The sequence below is a fragment of the Ancylobacter novellus DSM 506 genome (genome assembly GCF_000092925.1).
In the GTDB taxonomy this organism is placed as follows: domain Bacteria; phylum Pseudomonadota; class Alphaproteobacteria; order Rhizobiales; family Xanthobacteraceae; genus Ancylobacter; species Ancylobacter novellus.
Window position 1 is genome coordinate 2,638,240 of the sequence record NC_014217.1, and the last position, 14,677, is coordinate 2,652,916.

Below are 14,677 nucleotides of genomic sequence, written 5' to 3' on the forward strand. Positions count from 1 at the left end.
GCCGAGGAGCACAGCATGGCGCACATCACCTACGAGATCGTCGAGCACGATGGCGGCTGGGCGTACAAGCTCGGGGATGTCTTCTCCGAGACCTTCCCCACTCATGAGGAGGCACGCCGCGCCGCCGAGCGCGTCGCCCGCGAGCAGTCCCGTCCCGGCGAGACCACCTCGATCGAGTATGAGGACAGGTCCGGCAAGTGGCATGAGGAAACCGCCCGCGGCGATGATCGCCCCGAGGCCGAGGTGAAGGGCTGACCGGCGACCGGCAGGCTACTCTCGCGACGCCAGGCAGGGATCCAGCACCACGTGGTGGTCGTCCAGGCGGCTGTATCCGCCACCGAACACCACGACATCGCCACGGGATAGGTCGTTGGCGCTGTAAGTGACGCACATCACCTGCACGTCGGCGGGCTCGCACATCAGCAGATAGGCCATGACGCCGTCCGTATGGATGCCCGTGAGCCTGCCCTTGATGCCGAGCGTGATGCGGTTGTCCGTTCGCGGCGCCGCGTCGGCCCAGCGGCGCAATGTGTCGCAGCCGGCGAGCGTCTCCGGATAGGCCTCTCCCGGCCGGAACGGGCTGGCGGGATCGCAGCAGGAACTGTCGGCGGCCGATGATTGCGCCGACAGGACGAGAGCGGAAACCAGCCAGAATCGAAGAGCCGCCATTTCGACCACCCCATTGATGCCACGCGGGCCATGATGACGAGCCATGTGGCGGCACACCGGCGAAACTGCAGCCTTTCCACGCCGATCCGGCCCCACTGTGCCGAACCCGTTCAGCGTGTGTCGCGGACGTCGCCGCGGGCGCCTGCCGGGTCGGTGGTCAATGATCGGGGAGCGAGGGAACCAAGCACGCCAGCGCGAGTTTCAGCTGCGTCAGCCAGGGTCCCCGCCATGAAAACCCCCGCCATCGACGTCCCCGCCCGGTCGGAAAGCTACTTCATCCTCTATTATGCCGAGCAGCTCCGAGGCGGCGGGATGGGGCCGATCAGGCGGGCGCGTTTCGCCTCGGTCGCCGAAGCGGTCGACAAGGCACATGAGATGCGGCACTCGCCGCGCTTCAGCCCGATCGAGGTCCGGGACCCCAAGGACAATCTGATCACATGCGCGCTCATGGGCTGGCGCGTGCCGGCACTTCACCGGCAGCTGGCGCCACTGGTGCGGCGCGCGGGCTGACCTGTGGCAGCTCGGCTGCCGGCAGCCTTCTCTCGATCTGCGAGTGGTTCTTGGTTGTCGTGGTAGCGGGAGAGGGACTTGAACCCCCGACCCCAGGATTATGATTCCCGTGCTCTAACCAGCTGAGCTACCCCGCCACGACAACGCCGGCGATGAGGCCGGTTTGCAGAGTGGGCGGGATATAAGGAAGCAGGCCGGATGGTGTCAAGGCAGGAACGACGCCACACACGGCCGACACGCCCCGCCCCCGTTCCGGCGCGACCCTTTCCTCACGCCATCGCCATGTGCGCGAGGCGGAATCCATGCGCCAGGAACATCAGCCACAGCACCTCGTCCCACGAGGTGAACGCGGCCGGATCGAAGCGGTAGCGGCGCATCACCGCGAGGATCGCGGTGAACCACGCCAGCACCGAGAGCCACGCCGACATCGCCAGCAGATGCGGGCTGGTGGCGAATGCGGAGAGCACCAGCGCGAGCACCAGCTTGACGCCGAAGCGGCCGACTGTGCGCGAGGATGCCTCGTCGACCCTCGGCATCACGACGCCGCGTCCCGGCGGCGGGAAGCTCTCGGCTCGAATGCGCGCATCAGCATGAGCCACACGCTCGTCAGGGCCATGCCCACCTCCCGTGCGAGAGAAAGACAGCGCTCCCTGTGCCGCGCCGGCGCATAAAGGATCGATACGTTTCTGGCACCGCCGCGATAAGGCGCCGGTCAAAACCGCCCCCGTTTATGCCCCCCTTATGCCGGAGACCGCATCTCCCAATCGCTCCTTGAGGCGGTCCTGCCTAGCTTTTCGCTGCGGCGCACATCCCGCGCCGTGAACCCGGCAGAAAAGCATGAGCAGTCTCCGATGCAGGATCGCCGATCGCATCGTTCCGGTCGCCAATCGTCTGCGTTTCGCCGTCGGCAGGGATGCCGTCGGCCATTGGGTCGCCCTCGAGCTTCACGGACGCGGCGGCGGATTCTTCCGCTCCAAGGAAGCCGCCCTGCACTATGCCATGGCCGAATGCGGCGGACGCCGCCGCGCGGTGCGCGTCTCGCGCCGCCCGCTCCCGTTTCCCCTGTGAGGGAGGCACGCCATGCTCAGCGGCGTCTTCGTCCCTCTCGTCATGCCCTTCCTCGGAACCGTCGTCGACGAGGATTCCTTCGCCTATCACGTCGAGATGCTTCTGGCCGCGAATGTCGGCGGGCTCATCGCCGGCGGGATCGCCGGTGAGGGCCCCACCCTCACCCTGCGCGAGAAGGAGCGGCTCATCCGCATCGCCGTCGAGGCGGCCGGCCGGCGCGCGCCGGTCGTCGCCGCCACCGGCACCAATTCGACCGCCGCCACCATAGAGGCCACCCGCATGGCGCGGCAGGCGGGCGCCTCGGCGGCGCTGCTGGTGACGCCCTATTACAACAAGCCCGGCCAGGAGGGCATGTACCGCCATTTCGAGGCGGTGGCGCGCGCCGTCGACCTGCCGCTGATCCTGCACAACGTGCCCCAGCGCACCAACGTGACGCTGGCGCCGCAGACCATCGACCGCCTCGGGCAGCTTCCCAGCATCTTCGCCCTGCTCGACGAAAGCGACGACTTCGCCCATCAGCGGGCAGTCGCCGATGCCTGTGCCGAGCGGCTGTGGCGCATCGCGCCGAACGCGGTCGGCGCCTTCCTTCCGGGCTTGCGCCCGCCCCGCGCCTGCTTCGAGCCCGCCGCCAACATCGCCCCGCGCCTGTGCGCACGGCTATGGGAGCTGCGGCTCGCCGGCAAGGGGAACGAGGCCGCCGAGCTGGTCGTCGCGCTCGCCACGCTGAAATGCGCGCTTGACCTCGAACCCGAGCCGGTCGGCATCAAATACGCCGCGTCGCTGATGACCCCGACCTTCAGCCCGGAACTGCGCCTGCCGCTCACCCCGCCGAGCGCCGCCTCGGCGTCGGCCATCCGCGTCGCCATTGCCGCGCTCGCCAGCGTGCACGACCGCGCGCTGCATCATCTGGTGTGAACATGTCGCCGACCGAACATCCGCTGCGCCACCGGAGCCGCCATACCAATCGTTATGCCAGCAGCCAGCAATTGATGGCCCGCATGGCGGTGGTGATGAGCCTGCTCTTCGCGCTCAGCATGGTGCTGAGCCACCTGACCCGCCCGGCAGCCGACGACCCGCCGTCCGTCGACGCGAAGGTGGAAAGCATAGCGCCGCGCTGACCTATTGGTGCGCCGAAGAGCCCGAAAACAGAAAGCCCGGCGCGAGGCCGGGCTTTCGCATTCACAAGGTCGGCGTGGCTCAGTAGGGCGAGACGCACTGCTGGCGCGGGCCGACATAGGGCTGGAAGGTGTTGTCGTATGCGCGATAGGAGCGGTAGGTCTGGGCGCACCACTGCACGTGCCCGTTGCCGCCGCCACCCGGCACGACATAGGTCGGCTGCGACTGCGCGGCGATGGCGCCGCTGATCAGCGCGCCGGCGGCGAAGGCCCCCGCCGGGAACCACCAGCCATTGTATTGGCGGTAGCCGGGCCGGTAGTAGCCGTAGCCGCGATAGCCGTTGTAGTAGCCGTAACGGCCGCTGCGATAGAAGCCGGCACGCGCGCCCTGCCTGTATCCCTGCCTATATCCCTGCCGGTAAGCCGGCCGATACTGTACATTCTCGATGCCCGACGCCGGCCTCTCAATGCCCGTCGGGCTCCAGGGCGCCGACATGGCGGGAACGACGCTGGACGTTACCAGCGTTGCGGCGGCAGCGAGAGCGATCGTGACTTTCTTCATCGCGGCATTCCTCCGAAATACAGACCGTTACTCAGGCGTAACGCCCTGTCGATGAATGCCCACTGAACGAAATCTGTCGGAGATGTGGCAGATTGCTGAATACCCGTTCAGCAAGGGCGGAAGGGTGGACGGTATCCGCCGGGCCAACGCGACGAGGGCGCGAGACGTTCCGCCCCGCGCCCTGCGACATATCGCGAATGAACGCTGCCGGTGAACGGCTGCGCTCAGTCCTTGCCGGGATCGGCGGTGAAGCCCGCCGCGGCGATGCCGGCGCCCGCCGCCGCCTCGTCATTGTCCGAGGTGTCGCCGGAAATGCCGACCGCGCCGACCACCGCACCGGCGGCGTCGCGGATCAGCACGCCGCCCGGCACCGGCACCAGCGCACCGCCGCTGACATGGCTCGCCGCAGCGATGAAGAAGGGCTGCTCCTTCGCCCGCTTGAACAGCGAGCGCGAGCCCATGCCGAGGGCGAGCGCGCCATGGGCCTTGCCGTGTGCCACCTCGAAGCGCTTCAGGCTGGTGCCGTCCTCCACGGCAGCGACCTTCACCGCGCCCCGGGCGTCGAGCACCACCACCGCCATCGGGGCGAAATTGCCCTTGCGGCAATGGTCGAGGGCAGTGGCGAGAATGGTCTGGGCGGCGGTCAGGCTCAGATTGGACATGTGGGTTCCCGGCTTGCGCATGGTCCTCGGACGGAAACCGGAATGTCCTTTTCGCCACCCGATCGTCAAGTCCAGCCTTGCCATCGCGCCGTATTTTTGCATTCATAATTAAATCTCGACCCTCGAATGAGGATCGACGCGTCCGCCGGCTCCCGTCGAAAGGCGCCGTTCGGAAGTGAAAAGTGCCGGGTAACCGGCCGGTCAGAGGAAAACCCAAGGGAGCATACCCATGATCCGCTTCACGCGAATCGTGTCGGCGCTGGCCGGCACCGTGCTGCTTGCCGCCACGGCGGTCGCCGAGCCCATCGAGATCAAGCTCGGCCATGTCGGAGAGCCCGGTTCGCTCTTCGATCAGACGACGCAGGAATTCGCCAAGCGCGCCAATGCGAAGCTGGGCGACAAGGCCAAGGTCGTCACCTACGGATCGAGCCAGCTCGGCGGCGACACCGAGCTGCTGAAGAAGCTCAAGCTCGGGACGGTGGACCTCGCCCTGCCCTCCACGGTGATGACGACCGTGGCGCCCGAGTTCGGCGTGTTCGAGATGCCCTATCTGGTGCAGAACCGCGACCATGCGGCGAAGATTCGCGAAGCGGTCATCAAGCCGGTGCTGGTGCCGATCGCCAAGGACAAGGGCTACGAGATCCTTGGGGTGTGGGAGAACGGTATCCGCCACATCACCAACAGCAAGCGTCCGATCAACAAGCCTGAGGATCTGGCGGGCATCAAGCTGCGCGTTCCGCAGGGCGTGTGGCGCGTGCGCATGTTCCAGGCCTATGGCGCGACGCCAAGCCCGATGGCGCTGTCCGAGGTCTTCGTGGCGCTGCAGACGGGCGTGATGGACGGGCAGGAGAACCCGCTCGCCCAGATCTACCCGTCGCGTTTCCAGGAAGTGCAGAAGTATCTCTCGCTGACGGGCCACGTCTACACGCCGGCCTATCTCACCGCGGGCCGCAGCTGGTCCCGTCTGCCGCCGGACGTCCAGAAGGCCTTGATGGAGACCGCGGTCGAGATGGAGCCCGTCGCGCTCGAGATTGCCGCCAAGCTCGACGACGAGCTGCTCGGCAAGCTCAAGGACGCCGGCATGCAGGTGAACGAGGTCGACAAGCCCGCCTTCATCGCCGCGAGCAAGCCCGTCTACGAGCAGTTCGCCAAGGAAGTTCCGGGCGGCCAGAAGCTAATCGACGACTCCCTCGCGCTCGGCAAGGGCTCCTAAATCCCAGCGGCTGGCGGTCTGCGAGGCCGCCGGCCCCTTTTCCCCAAGCCGGCCCGTGACGCCGTCTTGTGCGCCGCGGGCACCGGCACCGTCCCTGGAACCCGAACATGCTTGCAATCAGAAGATCCTACGATCGGATCTTGGAAGTCATCGCGGCGCTGCTCATGGCGGCGCTCACGGTGATCATCGTCCTTGGTTTCGTCTTCCGGGCGGTCGGCCTGTCGCTCGTCTGGTACGACGAGGTCGCCTCCATCGGACTGTGCTGGCTCACCTATTACGGCAGCGCGCTCGCCGCCCTGCGCGGCGCCCATATCGGCTTCCCGGGGATCGTGAACGCATTCCCGCCAGGGCTGCGCGTGCTTTCCACCATTTTCGCGGAAGCCGTCGTTCTGGCCTTCTTCGTGATCCTGACCGTGACCGGCCTCGAGGTGCTCGACATCCTGCAGGGCAGCACGATGGTCTCCATCCCCTCCGTCTCGCTCGTCATCACCCAGTCGGTGATCCCGATCACGGCGGTACTGTTCATCATTGCGGAGCTTCTGCGCTTCCCCGAGGTGCTGGCGGCCGCGCGCGGCGCCGGCTTCGAGGATCATGAGCTGAAGGAAGCGCTCGATACCGTTTCCGATGCCGCCCCGGCCAGTGGAGGAACCGCCCGATGACCGAAACCATGGGGCTGATGTTTGCCGGCCTGTTCGGCATGGTCCTGCTCAACGTGCCGATCGCCATCGCGCTCGGCATGGTCGCGGTTATCGCCATCTGGTTGAGCCAGGGCACCGATATGTTGCCGAACGTGGCGCTCGTCATGTTCGAAGGCGCGACCAACTTCCCGCTGCTGGCGATCCCGCTGTTCATCTTCGCCGGCGGGATCATGAATTCGTCCTCGATCTCGCGGCGCCTCATCAATCTCGCCTCGGCGATGCTCGGCTTCGTGCGCGGCGGTCTCGCCATGGTGACGATCGGCTCGTCCATGTTCTTCGCCGAGATCTCCGGCTCGGCGGTCGCCGGCGTCGCGGCGCTCGGCTCGCTGCTGATCCCGGCCATGAAGAGCCGTGGCTACAGCAAGGAATATGCGGCGGCGATCTCGTCGTCTTCGGCGAGCCTCGCGATCATCCTGCCGCCGTCCATCCCGATGATCCTCTACGCCGTCATGGCGCAGGTCTCGGTGGTGAAGATGTTCATCTCCGGGCTGCTACCTGGCCTGCTCGGCGGTGCAGGGCTCGCGCTGGCGAGCTGGTACTACGCGGTGAAGCACGATTTCCCGGTCGAGCAGCGCTTCGCCTGGAGCCGTCTCGTGCAGGCATTCCGCGAGGCGATCTGGGCGCTGATGCTGCCCGTGGTCATCCTCGGCGGCATCTTCGGCGGCTTCGTCACCGCGACCGAAGGTGCGGCGGTGGCGGTGGTGGCGGCCCTGTTCATCTCTACCGTCATCTACCGGGAGCTCGACCTGAGGGCGCTTTACCGCGCGCTCGTCGACGGCGCGCTGCAGACGGCGGTGGTCATGCTGCTGGTCGCCTCCTCCGCGCTGGTCGGCGTGTTCCTCACCGAGAGCCGCGTGCCGCAAGCGCTGGCCAGCTCCATCGCCGAGCTGACCACCAACCCCTACATGGTGCTGCTGCTGCTCAACATCCTCTTCCTGATCCTCGGGATGTTCCTGCACTCGGCGGCCGCCATCATCCTCACCGTGCCGATCATCCTGCCGCTGATCCAGCAGGTGGGCATCGACCCGGTGCATTTCGGCCTGGTGCTCACGCTCAACCTCGCCATCGGCCAGCAGACGCCGCCCGTGGCCTCGGTGCTCATCGCCGCCTGTTCGATAGCCAAGTCGGACATCTGGCAGACGACAAAGGCCAATGTCGGCTTCCTGGTCGTGCTGCTGGCGGTGCTGATGATCTGCACCTATGTGCCCTGGTTCGCACTGGCGCCGACGCAGTGGTTCTACGGCGACCCGTCCATCGGCGCGATGCCGGTGAACTGACGGCACCACACCAGCCCCACGCTTCCAGCCTCCCCGGTACGCCGGGGAGGCTTTTTCTTTGGCCGTGCCTATCCGCGGAAAAAGCAAAGGGCGCCCGGGCCTGCAGCCCGGGCGCCCTCGTCTATCGACGGGCATATGGAAGGCGGCCCCTACTCCGCCGCCTCCATCTGCCGCGTCCCGCCGGCGCGCGCCGCGGCGACGCTGCGGGCCAGAACCTTGACGACATGGATCGCCTCGCGCTGCGCGCCGTCATGGATCTGGTGGCGGCACGAGGTGCCGTCGGCGACCACTAGCGTGCCCGGTTCCGCCTTGCGGATGGCGGGCAGCAGCGAGAGCTCGGCCATGGCGAGCGAGGTGTCGATGGTCTCGGAATGGTAGCCGAAGGCCCCGGCCATGCCGCAGCAACTCGATTCCACCGTCTCGACCTTCAGCCCCGGCACGAGGCGCAGCGCCTTCTCCACCGCCCCCATGGCACCGAAGCTCTTCTGGTGGCAGTGGCCGTGCAGCAGCGCCTTGTCGGCGACCGGCGCCAGCGGCAGTTGGAAGCGGCCGGCGTCGATCTCGCGGGCGATGAACTCCTCGATCAGCAGCGCGTGGGCGGAAAGACGCTGCGTCGCCTCCCCCGGCAGCATGGAGGGCAGCTCGTCGCGGAAGGCGAGCAGGCAGCTCGGCTCCAGCCCCACCACCGGCACGCCGCGGGCGATGAAGGGGGCGTAGGTCTCCACCACCCGCCGCGCCTCCGCCTTCGCCTCGTCGACGAGGCCGGCGGAAAGGAAGGTGCGCCCGCAGCACAGCGGCCGCGCCACGCCGTCGACGGGGCGCGGCATGTGCACCCGGTAGCCGGCGGCGGTGAGCACCTCCAGCGCCGCGACCACGTTCTCCTTCTCGAACCAGCGATTGAAGGTGTCGGCGAACAGCACCACTTCGCGCCCGCCCTCCGGGCCGAAGACGGTATCGTCCTCGCGGAAGACATCCGCGCGCCAGCGCGGCAGCGAGCGCCTTGCGCTGAACTGGGCAACGATCTCGGAGAGCTTCGCCGCGCCGGGGAGCGTGTCGCGCAGGTTCAGCAGCCACGGCACCCTGGAGGCCAGCGCCGCATAGCGGGGCAGGTAAGCCACGAGCTTCTGGTGCAGGCTGATGCCCTTCGCCTTCGCCCGCGCCGCCAGCGCCTCGATCTTCATCTTCGCCATGTCGACGCCGGTCGGGCATTCGCGCCGGCAGCCTTTGCAGGAGACGCACAGCTTCAGCGTCTCCATCATCTTGTCCGAGGCGAGCGCGTCCGGGCCGAGGCGGCCGGAAATGGCGAGACGCAGCGTGTTGGCGCGCCCGCGCGTCACGTCCTTCTCGTCGCGGGTGACGCGGTAGCTCGGGCACATCACGCCGCCCGCCATCTTCCGGCAGGCGCCGTTGTTGTTGCACATCTCGATCGCGCCCTGCAGGCCGCCGCCGGCGCCGCTATAGCCGGTCCAGTCGAGCGTGGCCGGGATCGGCGCGACCTTGTAGTCGGGCGCGTAGCGGAACAGCGAGCGGTCGTCGAACTTGGGCGGGCGGACAATCTTGCCGGGATTGTAGAGCCCGTTCGGATCGAAGCGGTCCTTCACCTCCTCGAAGGCGTGGACGAGGCGCGAACCGAACATCTTCTCGTGGAACTCGGAACGGACGATGCCGTCGCCATGCTCGCCGGAATGCGAGCCCTTGTACTCGCGCACCATGTCGAAGGCTTCCTCGGCGATGGCGCGCATCGCCTTGACGTCCTTCTCCTGCCGCAGGTTCAGTACCGGGCGCACATGCAGGCAGCCCTCGGACGCATGGGCGTACCAGGTGCCGCGGGTGCCGTTCTTCTCGAACACCTCGGTCAGCCGCGCCGTGTAGTCGGCGAGGTGCTCCAGCGGCACGGCGCAGTCCTCGACGAAGGAGACCGGCTTCCCCGCCTCCTTCATCGACATCATGATGTTGAGCCCGGAAGTGCGCACATCGGCGATGGCGGCCTGCAAGCCCGCCTCGCGCACCGGCACGACGCCTCCCCATTGCGCGCCGCTGCGGTCCCAGCCGAAGCCGAGGTCGCCCATGGTGTCTTCGAGCAGCTTCAGCCGCCGCTCGTTCTCGGCCTCGTCCTCGGCGAACTCGACCAGGAGGATCGCCTCCGGCCTGCCCTGCACGAACTGCTTGAGCGTCGCCTGGAACATCGGGATCTCGCTCGCCAGCGCAAGCAGGGTCGAATCCACCAGCTCCACCGCGATGGGCTTGAGCTTCACGAGGTGCTGGGCGGCATCCATCGCAGCGTAGAAGCTGCCGAAATGGCAGGCGCCGATGACCTTCTTGCCGATCAGCGGCCAGAGCTTGAGCTCGATCTTCGTCGAATAGGCGAGCGTGCCTTCCGAGCCGACGAGGATATGGGCGAGGTTGTAGCCGCGCCCGTCCGGCAGCAGGGCGTCGAGATTGTAGCCGCCGACGCGGCGCTGCACCTTGGGGAAGCGCAGCGCCACCTCCGCCGCCTCGCGGGCGCCGAGCTCGATCAGGTCGCGGGCAAGCGGCGCCAGCGGCGAATCGGGCGGCAGGCCGGACAGGTTGTGGTCGACCGCGCCGAAATGCGCCTTGGTGCCGTCGGCCAGCATGGCGTCGATCGAGATGACGTTGTCGCGCATCGTGCCGTAGCGCAGCGAGCGCCCGCCGCAGCTATTGTTGCCGGCCATGCCGCCAATGGTGGCGCGGCTGGCGGTCGACACGTCCACGGGAAACCACAGCCCGTGCTTCTTCAGCGACCGGTTGAGGTCATCGAGCACGATGCCCGGCTCGACGATGCAGCACCCACCCTCGACGTCGAGCTCGAGGATGCGGTTGAGGTGCTTGGAGCCGTCGACGACCAGCGATTCGTTGATGGTCTGGCCGCATTGCGAGGTGCCCCCGCCCCGCGGCGTGACCGGGATGCCCTCGGCCCGCGCCAGCGCGATGGCGCGCTCGGCCTCTTCCGTGGTGCGCGGCACGACCACGCCGACCGGCATGATCTGGTAGAACGAGGCGTCCGTGGCATAGCGCCCGCGATTGAAGCGGTCGAACCACACGTCACCCGTCACTTCCGCCTTCAGGCGCCGCTCCAGTCCGGGCGCCAGCCGTGCCGCCATGATGTCGTCTCTCCCTCGCGTCCATCCGATCGCCGGCGCGACCCGATGGACATGGGCGAATTTTGCATTCATAATTCAATTATGCAAGATGGGGCGCCGGAAACGGGTTTCCGGCCCGCTGTTGAAGAAGGGACGCGCCGGCTGGCGCGCCGCATGGGAGAGAAGACCGATGTCCAGCAATGCCGCCCGGGTCGCGGGTCGCCATTTCCTGCAGATCCCGGGGCCGACCCCGGTGCCTGACCGCATCCTGCGGGCGATGGACATGCCGACCATCGACCATCGCGGCCCCGAGTTCCAGAAGCTCGGCAAGCGCGTGCTCGACGGCATGAAGTCGATCTTCAAGACCGCCAACCCGGTCATCATCTACCCCGCCTCCGGCACCGGCGCCTGGGAGGCCGCGCTCGCCAACGTGCTCTCCCCCGGCGACAAGGTGCTGATGTTCGAGACCGGCCATTTCGCCACGCTGTGGAAGAACATGGCGATTAAGCTCGGCCTCAAGCCCGATTTCATCGCCTCTGACTGGCGCATCGGTGCCGATGCCGCCGCCATCGAGGCGAAGCTGCGCGAGGACAAGAACCACGAGATCAAGGCGGTCTGCGTCGTCCACAACGAGACCTCGACCGGCTGCATCTCGCTCATCCCGGAGGTCCGCAAGGCCATCGACGCCGCCGGCCACCCGGCGCTGCTCCTCGTCGACACCATCTCCTCGCTGGCCTCCATTGACTTCCGCCATGACGAATGGGGCGTCGACGTCACCGTCTCCGGCTCGCAGAAGGGCCTGATGCTGCCGCCGGGTCTGTCCTTCAACGCCCTCTCGCCCAAGGCGCTGGCCGCGGCGAAGAAGTCGACCATGCCGAAGCTGTTCTGGTCGTGGGAGGAGATGATCCCGCACAACGAGAAGGGCTATTTCCCCTACACGCCCGGCACCAACCTGCTCTACGGCCTCGCCGAGGCCATCGACATGCTGCACGAGGAAGGGCTGGAGAACGTCTTCGCCCGCCACGACCGCCACGCCGAGGCCACCCGCCGCGCCGTGCGTGCCTGGGGGCTGGAGGTGCTCTGCCGCGAGCCGAAGTACTACTCCTCCTCGCTGACCGCGGTGATGATGCCGGAAGGCCACGACGCCGACGCCTTCCGCGAGAAGACGCTGAACCATTTCGACATGTCGCTCGGCACCGGCCTCACCAAGCTCTCGGGCAAGGTGTTCCGCATCGGCCATCTCGGCGACACCAACGACCTGACCATCCTCGGCGCGCTGTCGGGCGTGGAGATGGGCCTGTCGATCGCCGGCGTGCCGCACAAGAAGGGCGGCGGACAGGCGGCGATGGACTATCTGACCGAGTGCGCCAGCGGCGCCCTGCGCGCCGCCGCCTGACGTAGCGACAGCGTGAAATCGGCGCCGGCTTGCGTAATTCGCTGGCCGGCGCGATTTTGGGGAATCTATCACCCCCTCAGCCGCGCCGGGCGCGTGGCATTTTGGAGAGAACCGCCGCATGGCGATGTCGGAGACCGCCATCATCCCGCGCCGCAGCCTGCATGACGAGCTGGCCGCGCAGCTGCGCGACATGCTCATGCGCGGCGACCTCAAGGCCGGCGACAAGATCTCCGAGCAGGCGCTGTGCCAGCGCTTCGGCGTTTCCCGCACGCCGCTGCGCGAGGCGCTGAAGGTGCTGGCGAACGAGGGTCTCCTGATCCTCTCGCCCAATCGCGGCGCCAGCGTCGCCCGCGTCTCGCCCGACGAGGTCGACGAGCTGTTCCCGATCATGGGGGCGATGGAAGGCCTGGCTGGGGAAGCCGCCTGCGCCCGCGCCACCGACGCCGACGTCGCCCGCGTGCAGGCCATGCATGACGAGATGCTGGAATTCTACCGCGCCGGCGATCCGGCCGGCTATCTGCGGCTCAACCGCCGCATCCACGAGGCGTTCTTCGAGATCGCCGGCAATACCGCGCTGACGCAGTTCTACCAGACCCTCATGGTGCGCATCCACGCGGTGCGCTTCATCGCCCAGAAGTCCAGCGAGCGCTGGCGCGAGGCGGTGGAGGACCATGAGGAGATGATGGCGGCGCTGAAGGCCCGCGACGGCGTGCGGCTCGGCACCGTGCTCAAGGAGCACCTGCGCCACAAGGCGGCGATGGTGCATGAATCGCTCGACGAGCTCGACAGCCACGCGGCGGAGTAGGCTCGCGTTCCCCTTGCAGCGTCATCCCGGACGGCCGTCAGGCCGATCCGGGACCGTGCAAACATCGGAGAGCGATCCCGGCTCTCGCTACGCGCGGCCGGGATGACGACCGGCCTTCACGCCGCCTGCAGCTCGGCCGCGCTCCTCAGCGCGCCTTCCAGCGCGCTCTCGCGCTGCCCGGCGGCGATGCCGTCGGCCTTCACGAATTCCGGCTCGATGCCGATGAAGCCGAACACCCAGCGCAGATAGGTCTCGGCATGCTCGCCCGCCTCGGTGGCGACCGGATCTCCGTAATGGCCGCCGCGCGCCAGCGCAACGATCACCCGCTTGCCGCCGGCGAGGCCGGCCACCTTGCCGTCCGCGCCATAGGCGAAGGTCTTGCCCGGCACGAGGATGCGGTCGATCCACGCCCGAAGCTGGGTGGGGACGGAGAAATTGTACATCGGCGCGCCGATGACCACGATGTCGGCGGCGAGGAACTCGTCCAGCGCCTGCTGGCTCGCGGCGTCGCCCTTGCCGCCGGAGAGCGGATGGTCGGCCGGCATGCTGGCCGGCGTCGCGTGCGGCAGCGGCTCGGCCGCGAGGTCGCGATAGACGACGCCGAGCGAGGGGTCGGCGGCGGTGAGACGGGCGACGATCGCCGCGGTGACCTGGCGGCTCACCGAATGGCCGCCGAGGATGGAGGAATCGATGTGCAGAAGGGTGCGGTTCGACGAAGTTGCGCTCATGGTGGATACCGTGATTGTCCCGGTTACGAATTGTGACCTGGACTAATTACGTACCCGTCCCCATATTGCGCAAGAACGCACATCACCCATACCGAGGCACACGGAAGTGACTGAGGCACATCATGATTTCCAGAGCGAGGGCTGCCGCGAGGTGAGCCGCGTGCTCGCCCGCATCGGCGACAAATGGAGCGTGCTTATCGTCATGATGCTGGCCGATGGCCCACGCCGCTTCAACGAGATGAAGCGCCTGATCAACGGCATCTCGCAGCGCATGCTCACCCTTACCCTGCGCGGGCTGGAGCGCGACGGGCTGGTCTCGCGCGCCGTCTATCCCACCATCCCGCCGCGCGTGGACTATGAGCTCACCCCGCTCGGCCACTCGCTGCGCGAGCCGGTGATGGCGCTCGGCCAATGGGCACTGGCGAACACCGGCGCGATCGCGCAGGCTCAGGCACAGTTCGACAAGCGCTGCACCGAAGAGGGCAAGGGAGCCATGCGGAATGGCGGCCTCAGCGCGGAGAGAGTCGCGTGATCATCCTCATCAACGTCTTCACCGTCGACCCCGCTAACCAGCAGCGGCTGATCGAGATATTGACGGAGGCGACGGAGGGTTCGGTCAACCGCGCCGAGGGCTTCATCTCGGCGACGCTCCACCGCAGCCTCGATGGCACGAAGGTCACGATGTACGCGCAATGGCGCCGCCTGGAGGATTACGAGGCCATGCGGCGGGATGCCGGTCCGCTCACCTTCTTCCAGGATGCACTGGCGATCGCCACCTTCGATCCGGGCATCTATCAGGTGGTGCGCAGTTTCACCCCCGACAGGGGCGAGGCTGCCTGCTGAGCGGGAGGCTCAAGCTTCCAATCCTAATTA

18 protein-coding genes and 1 tRNA gene are annotated in these 14,677 nt (G+C 67.5%); 12 read left to right on the forward strand and 7 right to left on the reverse strand.

All coding sequences use genetic code 11. From position 1 onward, the window contains the following. The first annotated feature begins 15 nt into the window (after positions 1 to 15). The gene (locus tag SNOV_RS12565) at positions 16 to 255 is read left to right on the forward strand and encodes a DUF2188 domain-containing protein (protein WP_013167316.1); all 240 of its coding nucleotides are present in this window, start codon (positions 16 to 18) and stop codon (positions 253 to 255) included. Between the two features lie 15 nt (positions 256 to 270). On the opposite strand, the gene SNOV_RS12570 is transcribed toward SNOV_RS12565, so the two are convergent. Next, complete coding sequence (locus SNOV_RS12570; protein ID WP_244412750.1) at positions 271 to 714, reverse strand: hypothetical protein; 444 nt, start codon at positions 712 to 714, stop codon at positions 271 to 273. 183 nt (positions 715 to 897) lie between these two features. On the opposite strand from SNOV_RS12570, the gene SNOV_RS12575 reads away from it, so the two are divergent. Further along, positions 898 to 1,179 carry a hypothetical protein gene (locus SNOV_RS12575; RefSeq protein ID WP_013167318.1) on the forward strand — a complete coding sequence of 94 codons (282 nt, stop codon included), beginning with the start codon at positions 898 to 900 and terminating at the stop codon, positions 1,177 to 1,179. Positions 1,180 to 1,239: 60 nt separating this feature from the next. Here SNOV_RS12575 and SNOV_RS12580 read toward each other — a convergent pair. Further along, positions 1,240 to 1,316 (reverse strand) — tRNA-Met (locus SNOV_RS12580). 132 nt (positions 1,317 to 1,448) lie between these two features. Continuing rightward, on the reverse strand, positions 1,449 to 1,715 hold the full coding sequence (locus tag SNOV_RS12585) for a hypothetical protein (protein ID WP_013167319.1): 267 nt from the start codon (positions 1,713 to 1,715) through the stop codon (positions 1,449 to 1,451). Positions 1,716 to 2,016: 301 nt separating this feature from the next. Here SNOV_RS12585 and SNOV_RS12590 point away from each other — a divergent pair, with 301 nt between their 5' ends. The 3 genes from SNOV_RS12590 to SNOV_RS12600 are packed head-to-tail and all read left to right on the forward strand — an operon-like array spanning position 2,017 to position 3,365. Then, on the forward strand, positions 2,017 to 2,247 hold the full coding sequence (locus tag SNOV_RS12590) for a hypothetical protein (RefSeq protein WP_013167320.1): 231 nt from the start codon (positions 2,017 to 2,019) through the stop codon (positions 2,245 to 2,247). Positions 2,248 to 2,259: 12 nt separating this feature from the next. Next, positions 2,260 to 3,162 carry a dihydrodipicolinate synthase family protein gene (locus tag SNOV_RS12595; protein ID WP_013167321.1) on the forward strand — a complete coding sequence of 301 codons (903 nt, stop codon included), beginning with the start codon at positions 2,260 to 2,262 and terminating at the stop codon, positions 3,160 to 3,162. A 2-nt stretch (positions 3,163 to 3,164) separates the two neighbouring features. Beyond that, positions 3,165 to 3,365: a hypothetical protein gene (locus SNOV_RS12600; RefSeq protein ID WP_013167322.1), complete on the forward strand. Its 201-nt coding sequence runs from the start codon at positions 3,165 to 3,167 to the stop codon at positions 3,363 to 3,365. A 79-nt stretch (positions 3,366 to 3,444) separates the two neighbouring features. Here the strand turns inward: SNOV_RS12600 and SNOV_RS12605 are convergent, their stop codons facing one another. Together SNOV_RS12605 and SNOV_RS12610 are read right to left on the reverse strand one after the other, a co-directional pair. Continuing rightward, the gene (locus tag SNOV_RS12605; RefSeq protein WP_244412999.1) at positions 3,445 to 3,858 is read right to left on the reverse strand and encodes a BA14K family protein; all 414 of its coding nucleotides are present in this window, start codon (positions 3,856 to 3,858) and stop codon (positions 3,445 to 3,447) included. A 290-nt stretch (positions 3,859 to 4,148) separates the two neighbouring features. Further along, the gene (locus SNOV_RS12610) at positions 4,149 to 4,586 is read right to left on the reverse strand and encodes a GlcG/HbpS family heme-binding protein (protein ID WP_013167324.1); all 438 of its coding nucleotides are present in this window, start codon (positions 4,584 to 4,586) and stop codon (positions 4,149 to 4,151) included. Between the two features lie 229 nt (positions 4,587 to 4,815). On the opposite strand from SNOV_RS12610, the gene SNOV_RS12615 reads away from it, so the two are divergent. The 3 genes from SNOV_RS12615 to SNOV_RS12625 all read left to right on the forward strand — a co-directional run bounded on the left by SNOV_RS12615 (position 4,816) and on the right by SNOV_RS12625 (position 7,774). Beyond that, the gene (locus tag SNOV_RS12615; RefSeq protein ID WP_013167325.1) at positions 4,816 to 5,799 is read left to right on the forward strand and encodes a TRAP transporter substrate-binding protein; all 984 of its coding nucleotides are present in this window, start codon (positions 4,816 to 4,818) and stop codon (positions 5,797 to 5,799) included. A 140-nt stretch (positions 5,800 to 5,939) separates the two neighbouring features. Continuing rightward, on the forward strand, positions 5,940 to 6,458 hold the full coding sequence (locus SNOV_RS12620) for a TRAP transporter small permease (protein ID WP_244412751.1): 519 nt from the start codon (positions 5,940 to 5,942) through the stop codon (positions 6,456 to 6,458). Beyond that, positions 6,455 to 7,774 (forward strand): TRAP transporter large permease, encoded by a 1,320-nt coding sequence (locus SNOV_RS12625; protein ID WP_013167327.1) that lies wholly within the window; start codon positions 6,455 to 6,457, stop codon positions 7,772 to 7,774. Before SNOV_RS12620 ends, SNOV_RS12625 begins: the two co-directional genes overlap by 4 nt. 149 nt (positions 7,775 to 7,923) lie before the next feature. Here SNOV_RS12625 and SNOV_RS12630 read toward each other — a convergent pair whose 3' ends face one another. Next, positions 7,924 to 10,896, reverse strand: a complete 2,973-nt coding sequence (locus tag SNOV_RS12630) for an FAD-binding and (Fe-S)-binding domain-containing protein (protein ID WP_013167328.1) — start codon at positions 10,894 to 10,896, stop codon at positions 7,924 to 7,926. 169 nt (positions 10,897 to 11,065) lie between these two features. On the opposite strand from SNOV_RS12630, the gene SNOV_RS12635 reads away from it, so the two are divergent. Together SNOV_RS12635 and SNOV_RS12640 are read left to right on the forward strand one after the other, a co-directional pair. Next, positions 11,066 to 12,271 (forward strand): pyridoxal-phosphate-dependent aminotransferase family protein, encoded by a 1,206-nt coding sequence (locus SNOV_RS12635; RefSeq protein WP_013167329.1) that lies wholly within the window; start codon positions 11,066 to 11,068, stop codon positions 12,269 to 12,271. A 118-nt stretch (positions 12,272 to 12,389) separates the two neighbouring features. Further along, complete coding sequence (locus SNOV_RS12640) at positions 12,390 to 13,076, forward strand: GntR family transcriptional regulator (RefSeq protein WP_013167330.1); 687 nt, start codon at positions 12,390 to 12,392, stop codon at positions 13,074 to 13,076. Positions 13,077 to 13,192: 116 nt separating this feature from the next. Here the strand turns inward: SNOV_RS12640 and SNOV_RS12645 are convergent, their stop codons facing one another. Beyond that, on the reverse strand, positions 13,193 to 13,804 hold the full coding sequence (locus SNOV_RS12645) for an FMN-dependent NADH-azoreductase (protein ID WP_013167331.1): 612 nt from the start codon (positions 13,802 to 13,804) through the stop codon (positions 13,193 to 13,195). Positions 13,805 to 13,910: 106 nt separating this feature from the next. On the opposite strand from SNOV_RS12645, the gene SNOV_RS12650 reads away from it, so the two are divergent. Together SNOV_RS12650 and SNOV_RS12655 are read left to right on the forward strand one after the other, a co-directional pair. Next, positions 13,911 to 14,336, forward strand: a complete 426-nt coding sequence (locus tag SNOV_RS12650; RefSeq protein ID WP_013167332.1) for a winged helix-turn-helix transcriptional regulator — start codon at positions 13,911 to 13,913, stop codon at positions 14,334 to 14,336. Then, positions 14,333 to 14,647: an antibiotic biosynthesis monooxygenase family protein gene (locus SNOV_RS12655; RefSeq protein WP_013167333.1), complete on the forward strand. Its 315-nt coding sequence runs from the start codon at positions 14,333 to 14,335 to the stop codon at positions 14,645 to 14,647. The genes SNOV_RS12650 and SNOV_RS12655 overlap by 4 nt, the downstream gene beginning before the upstream one ends. The last annotated feature ends 30 nt before the right edge of the window (positions 14,648 to 14,677 follow it).

What these genes read in the sequence shown, in the direction of transcription:
- SNOV_RS12610 (WP_013167324.1), bottom strand. Translation starts at nt 4,586, where the DNA reads ATGTCCAATCTGAGCCTGACCGCCGCCCAGACCATTCTCGCCACTGCC.
- SNOV_RS12635 (WP_013167329.1), top strand. Translation starts at nt 11,066, where the DNA reads ATGTCCAGCAATGCCGCCCGGGTCGCGGGTCGCCATTTCCTGCAGATC.
- SNOV_RS12615 (WP_013167325.1), top strand. Translation starts at nt 4,816, where the DNA reads ATGATCCGCTTCACGCGAATCGTGTCGGCGCTGGCCGGCACCGTGCTG.
- SNOV_RS12625 (WP_013167327.1), top strand. Translation starts at nt 6,455, where the DNA reads ATGACCGAAACCATGGGGCTGATGTTTGCCGGCCTGTTCGGCATGGTC.
- SNOV_RS12595 (WP_013167321.1), top strand. Translation starts at nt 2,260, where the DNA reads ATGCTCAGCGGCGTCTTCGTCCCTCTCGTCATGCCCTTCCTCGGAACC.
- SNOV_RS12585 (WP_013167319.1), bottom strand. Translation starts at nt 1,715, where the DNA reads ATGCCGAGGGTCGACGAGGCATCCTCGCGCACAGTCGGCCGCTTCGGC.
- SNOV_RS12575 (WP_013167318.1), top strand. Translation starts at nt 898, where the DNA reads ATGAAAACCCCCGCCATCGACGTCCCCGCCCGGTCGGAAAGCTACTTC.
- SNOV_RS12565 (WP_013167316.1), top strand. Translation starts at nt 16, where the DNA reads ATGGCGCACATCACCTACGAGATCGTCGAGCACGATGGCGGCTGGGCG.
- SNOV_RS12600 (WP_013167322.1), top strand. Translation starts at nt 3,165, where the DNA reads ATGTCGCCGACCGAACATCCGCTGCGCCACCGGAGCCGCCATACCAAT.
- SNOV_RS12630 (WP_013167328.1), bottom strand. Translation starts at nt 10,896, where the DNA reads ATGGCGGCACGGCTGGCGCCCGGACTGGAGCGGCGCCTGAAGGCGGAA.
- SNOV_RS12645 (WP_013167331.1), bottom strand. Translation starts at nt 13,804, where the DNA reads ATGAGCGCAACTTCGTCGAACCGCACCCTTCTGCACATCGATTCCTCC.
- SNOV_RS12605 (WP_244412999.1), bottom strand. Translation starts at nt 3,858, where the DNA reads ATGTCGGCGCCCTGGAGCCCGACGGGCATTGAGAGGCCGGCGTCGGGC.
- SNOV_RS12590 (WP_013167320.1), top strand. Translation starts at nt 2,017, where the DNA reads ATGAGCAGTCTCCGATGCAGGATCGCCGATCGCATCGTTCCGGTCGCC.
- SNOV_RS12640 (WP_013167330.1), top strand. Translation starts at nt 12,390, where the DNA reads ATGGCGATGTCGGAGACCGCCATCATCCCGCGCCGCAGCCTGCATGAC.
- SNOV_RS12570 (WP_244412750.1), bottom strand. Translation starts at nt 714, where the DNA reads ATGGCTCGTCATCATGGCCCGCGTGGCATCAATGGGGTGGTCGAAATG.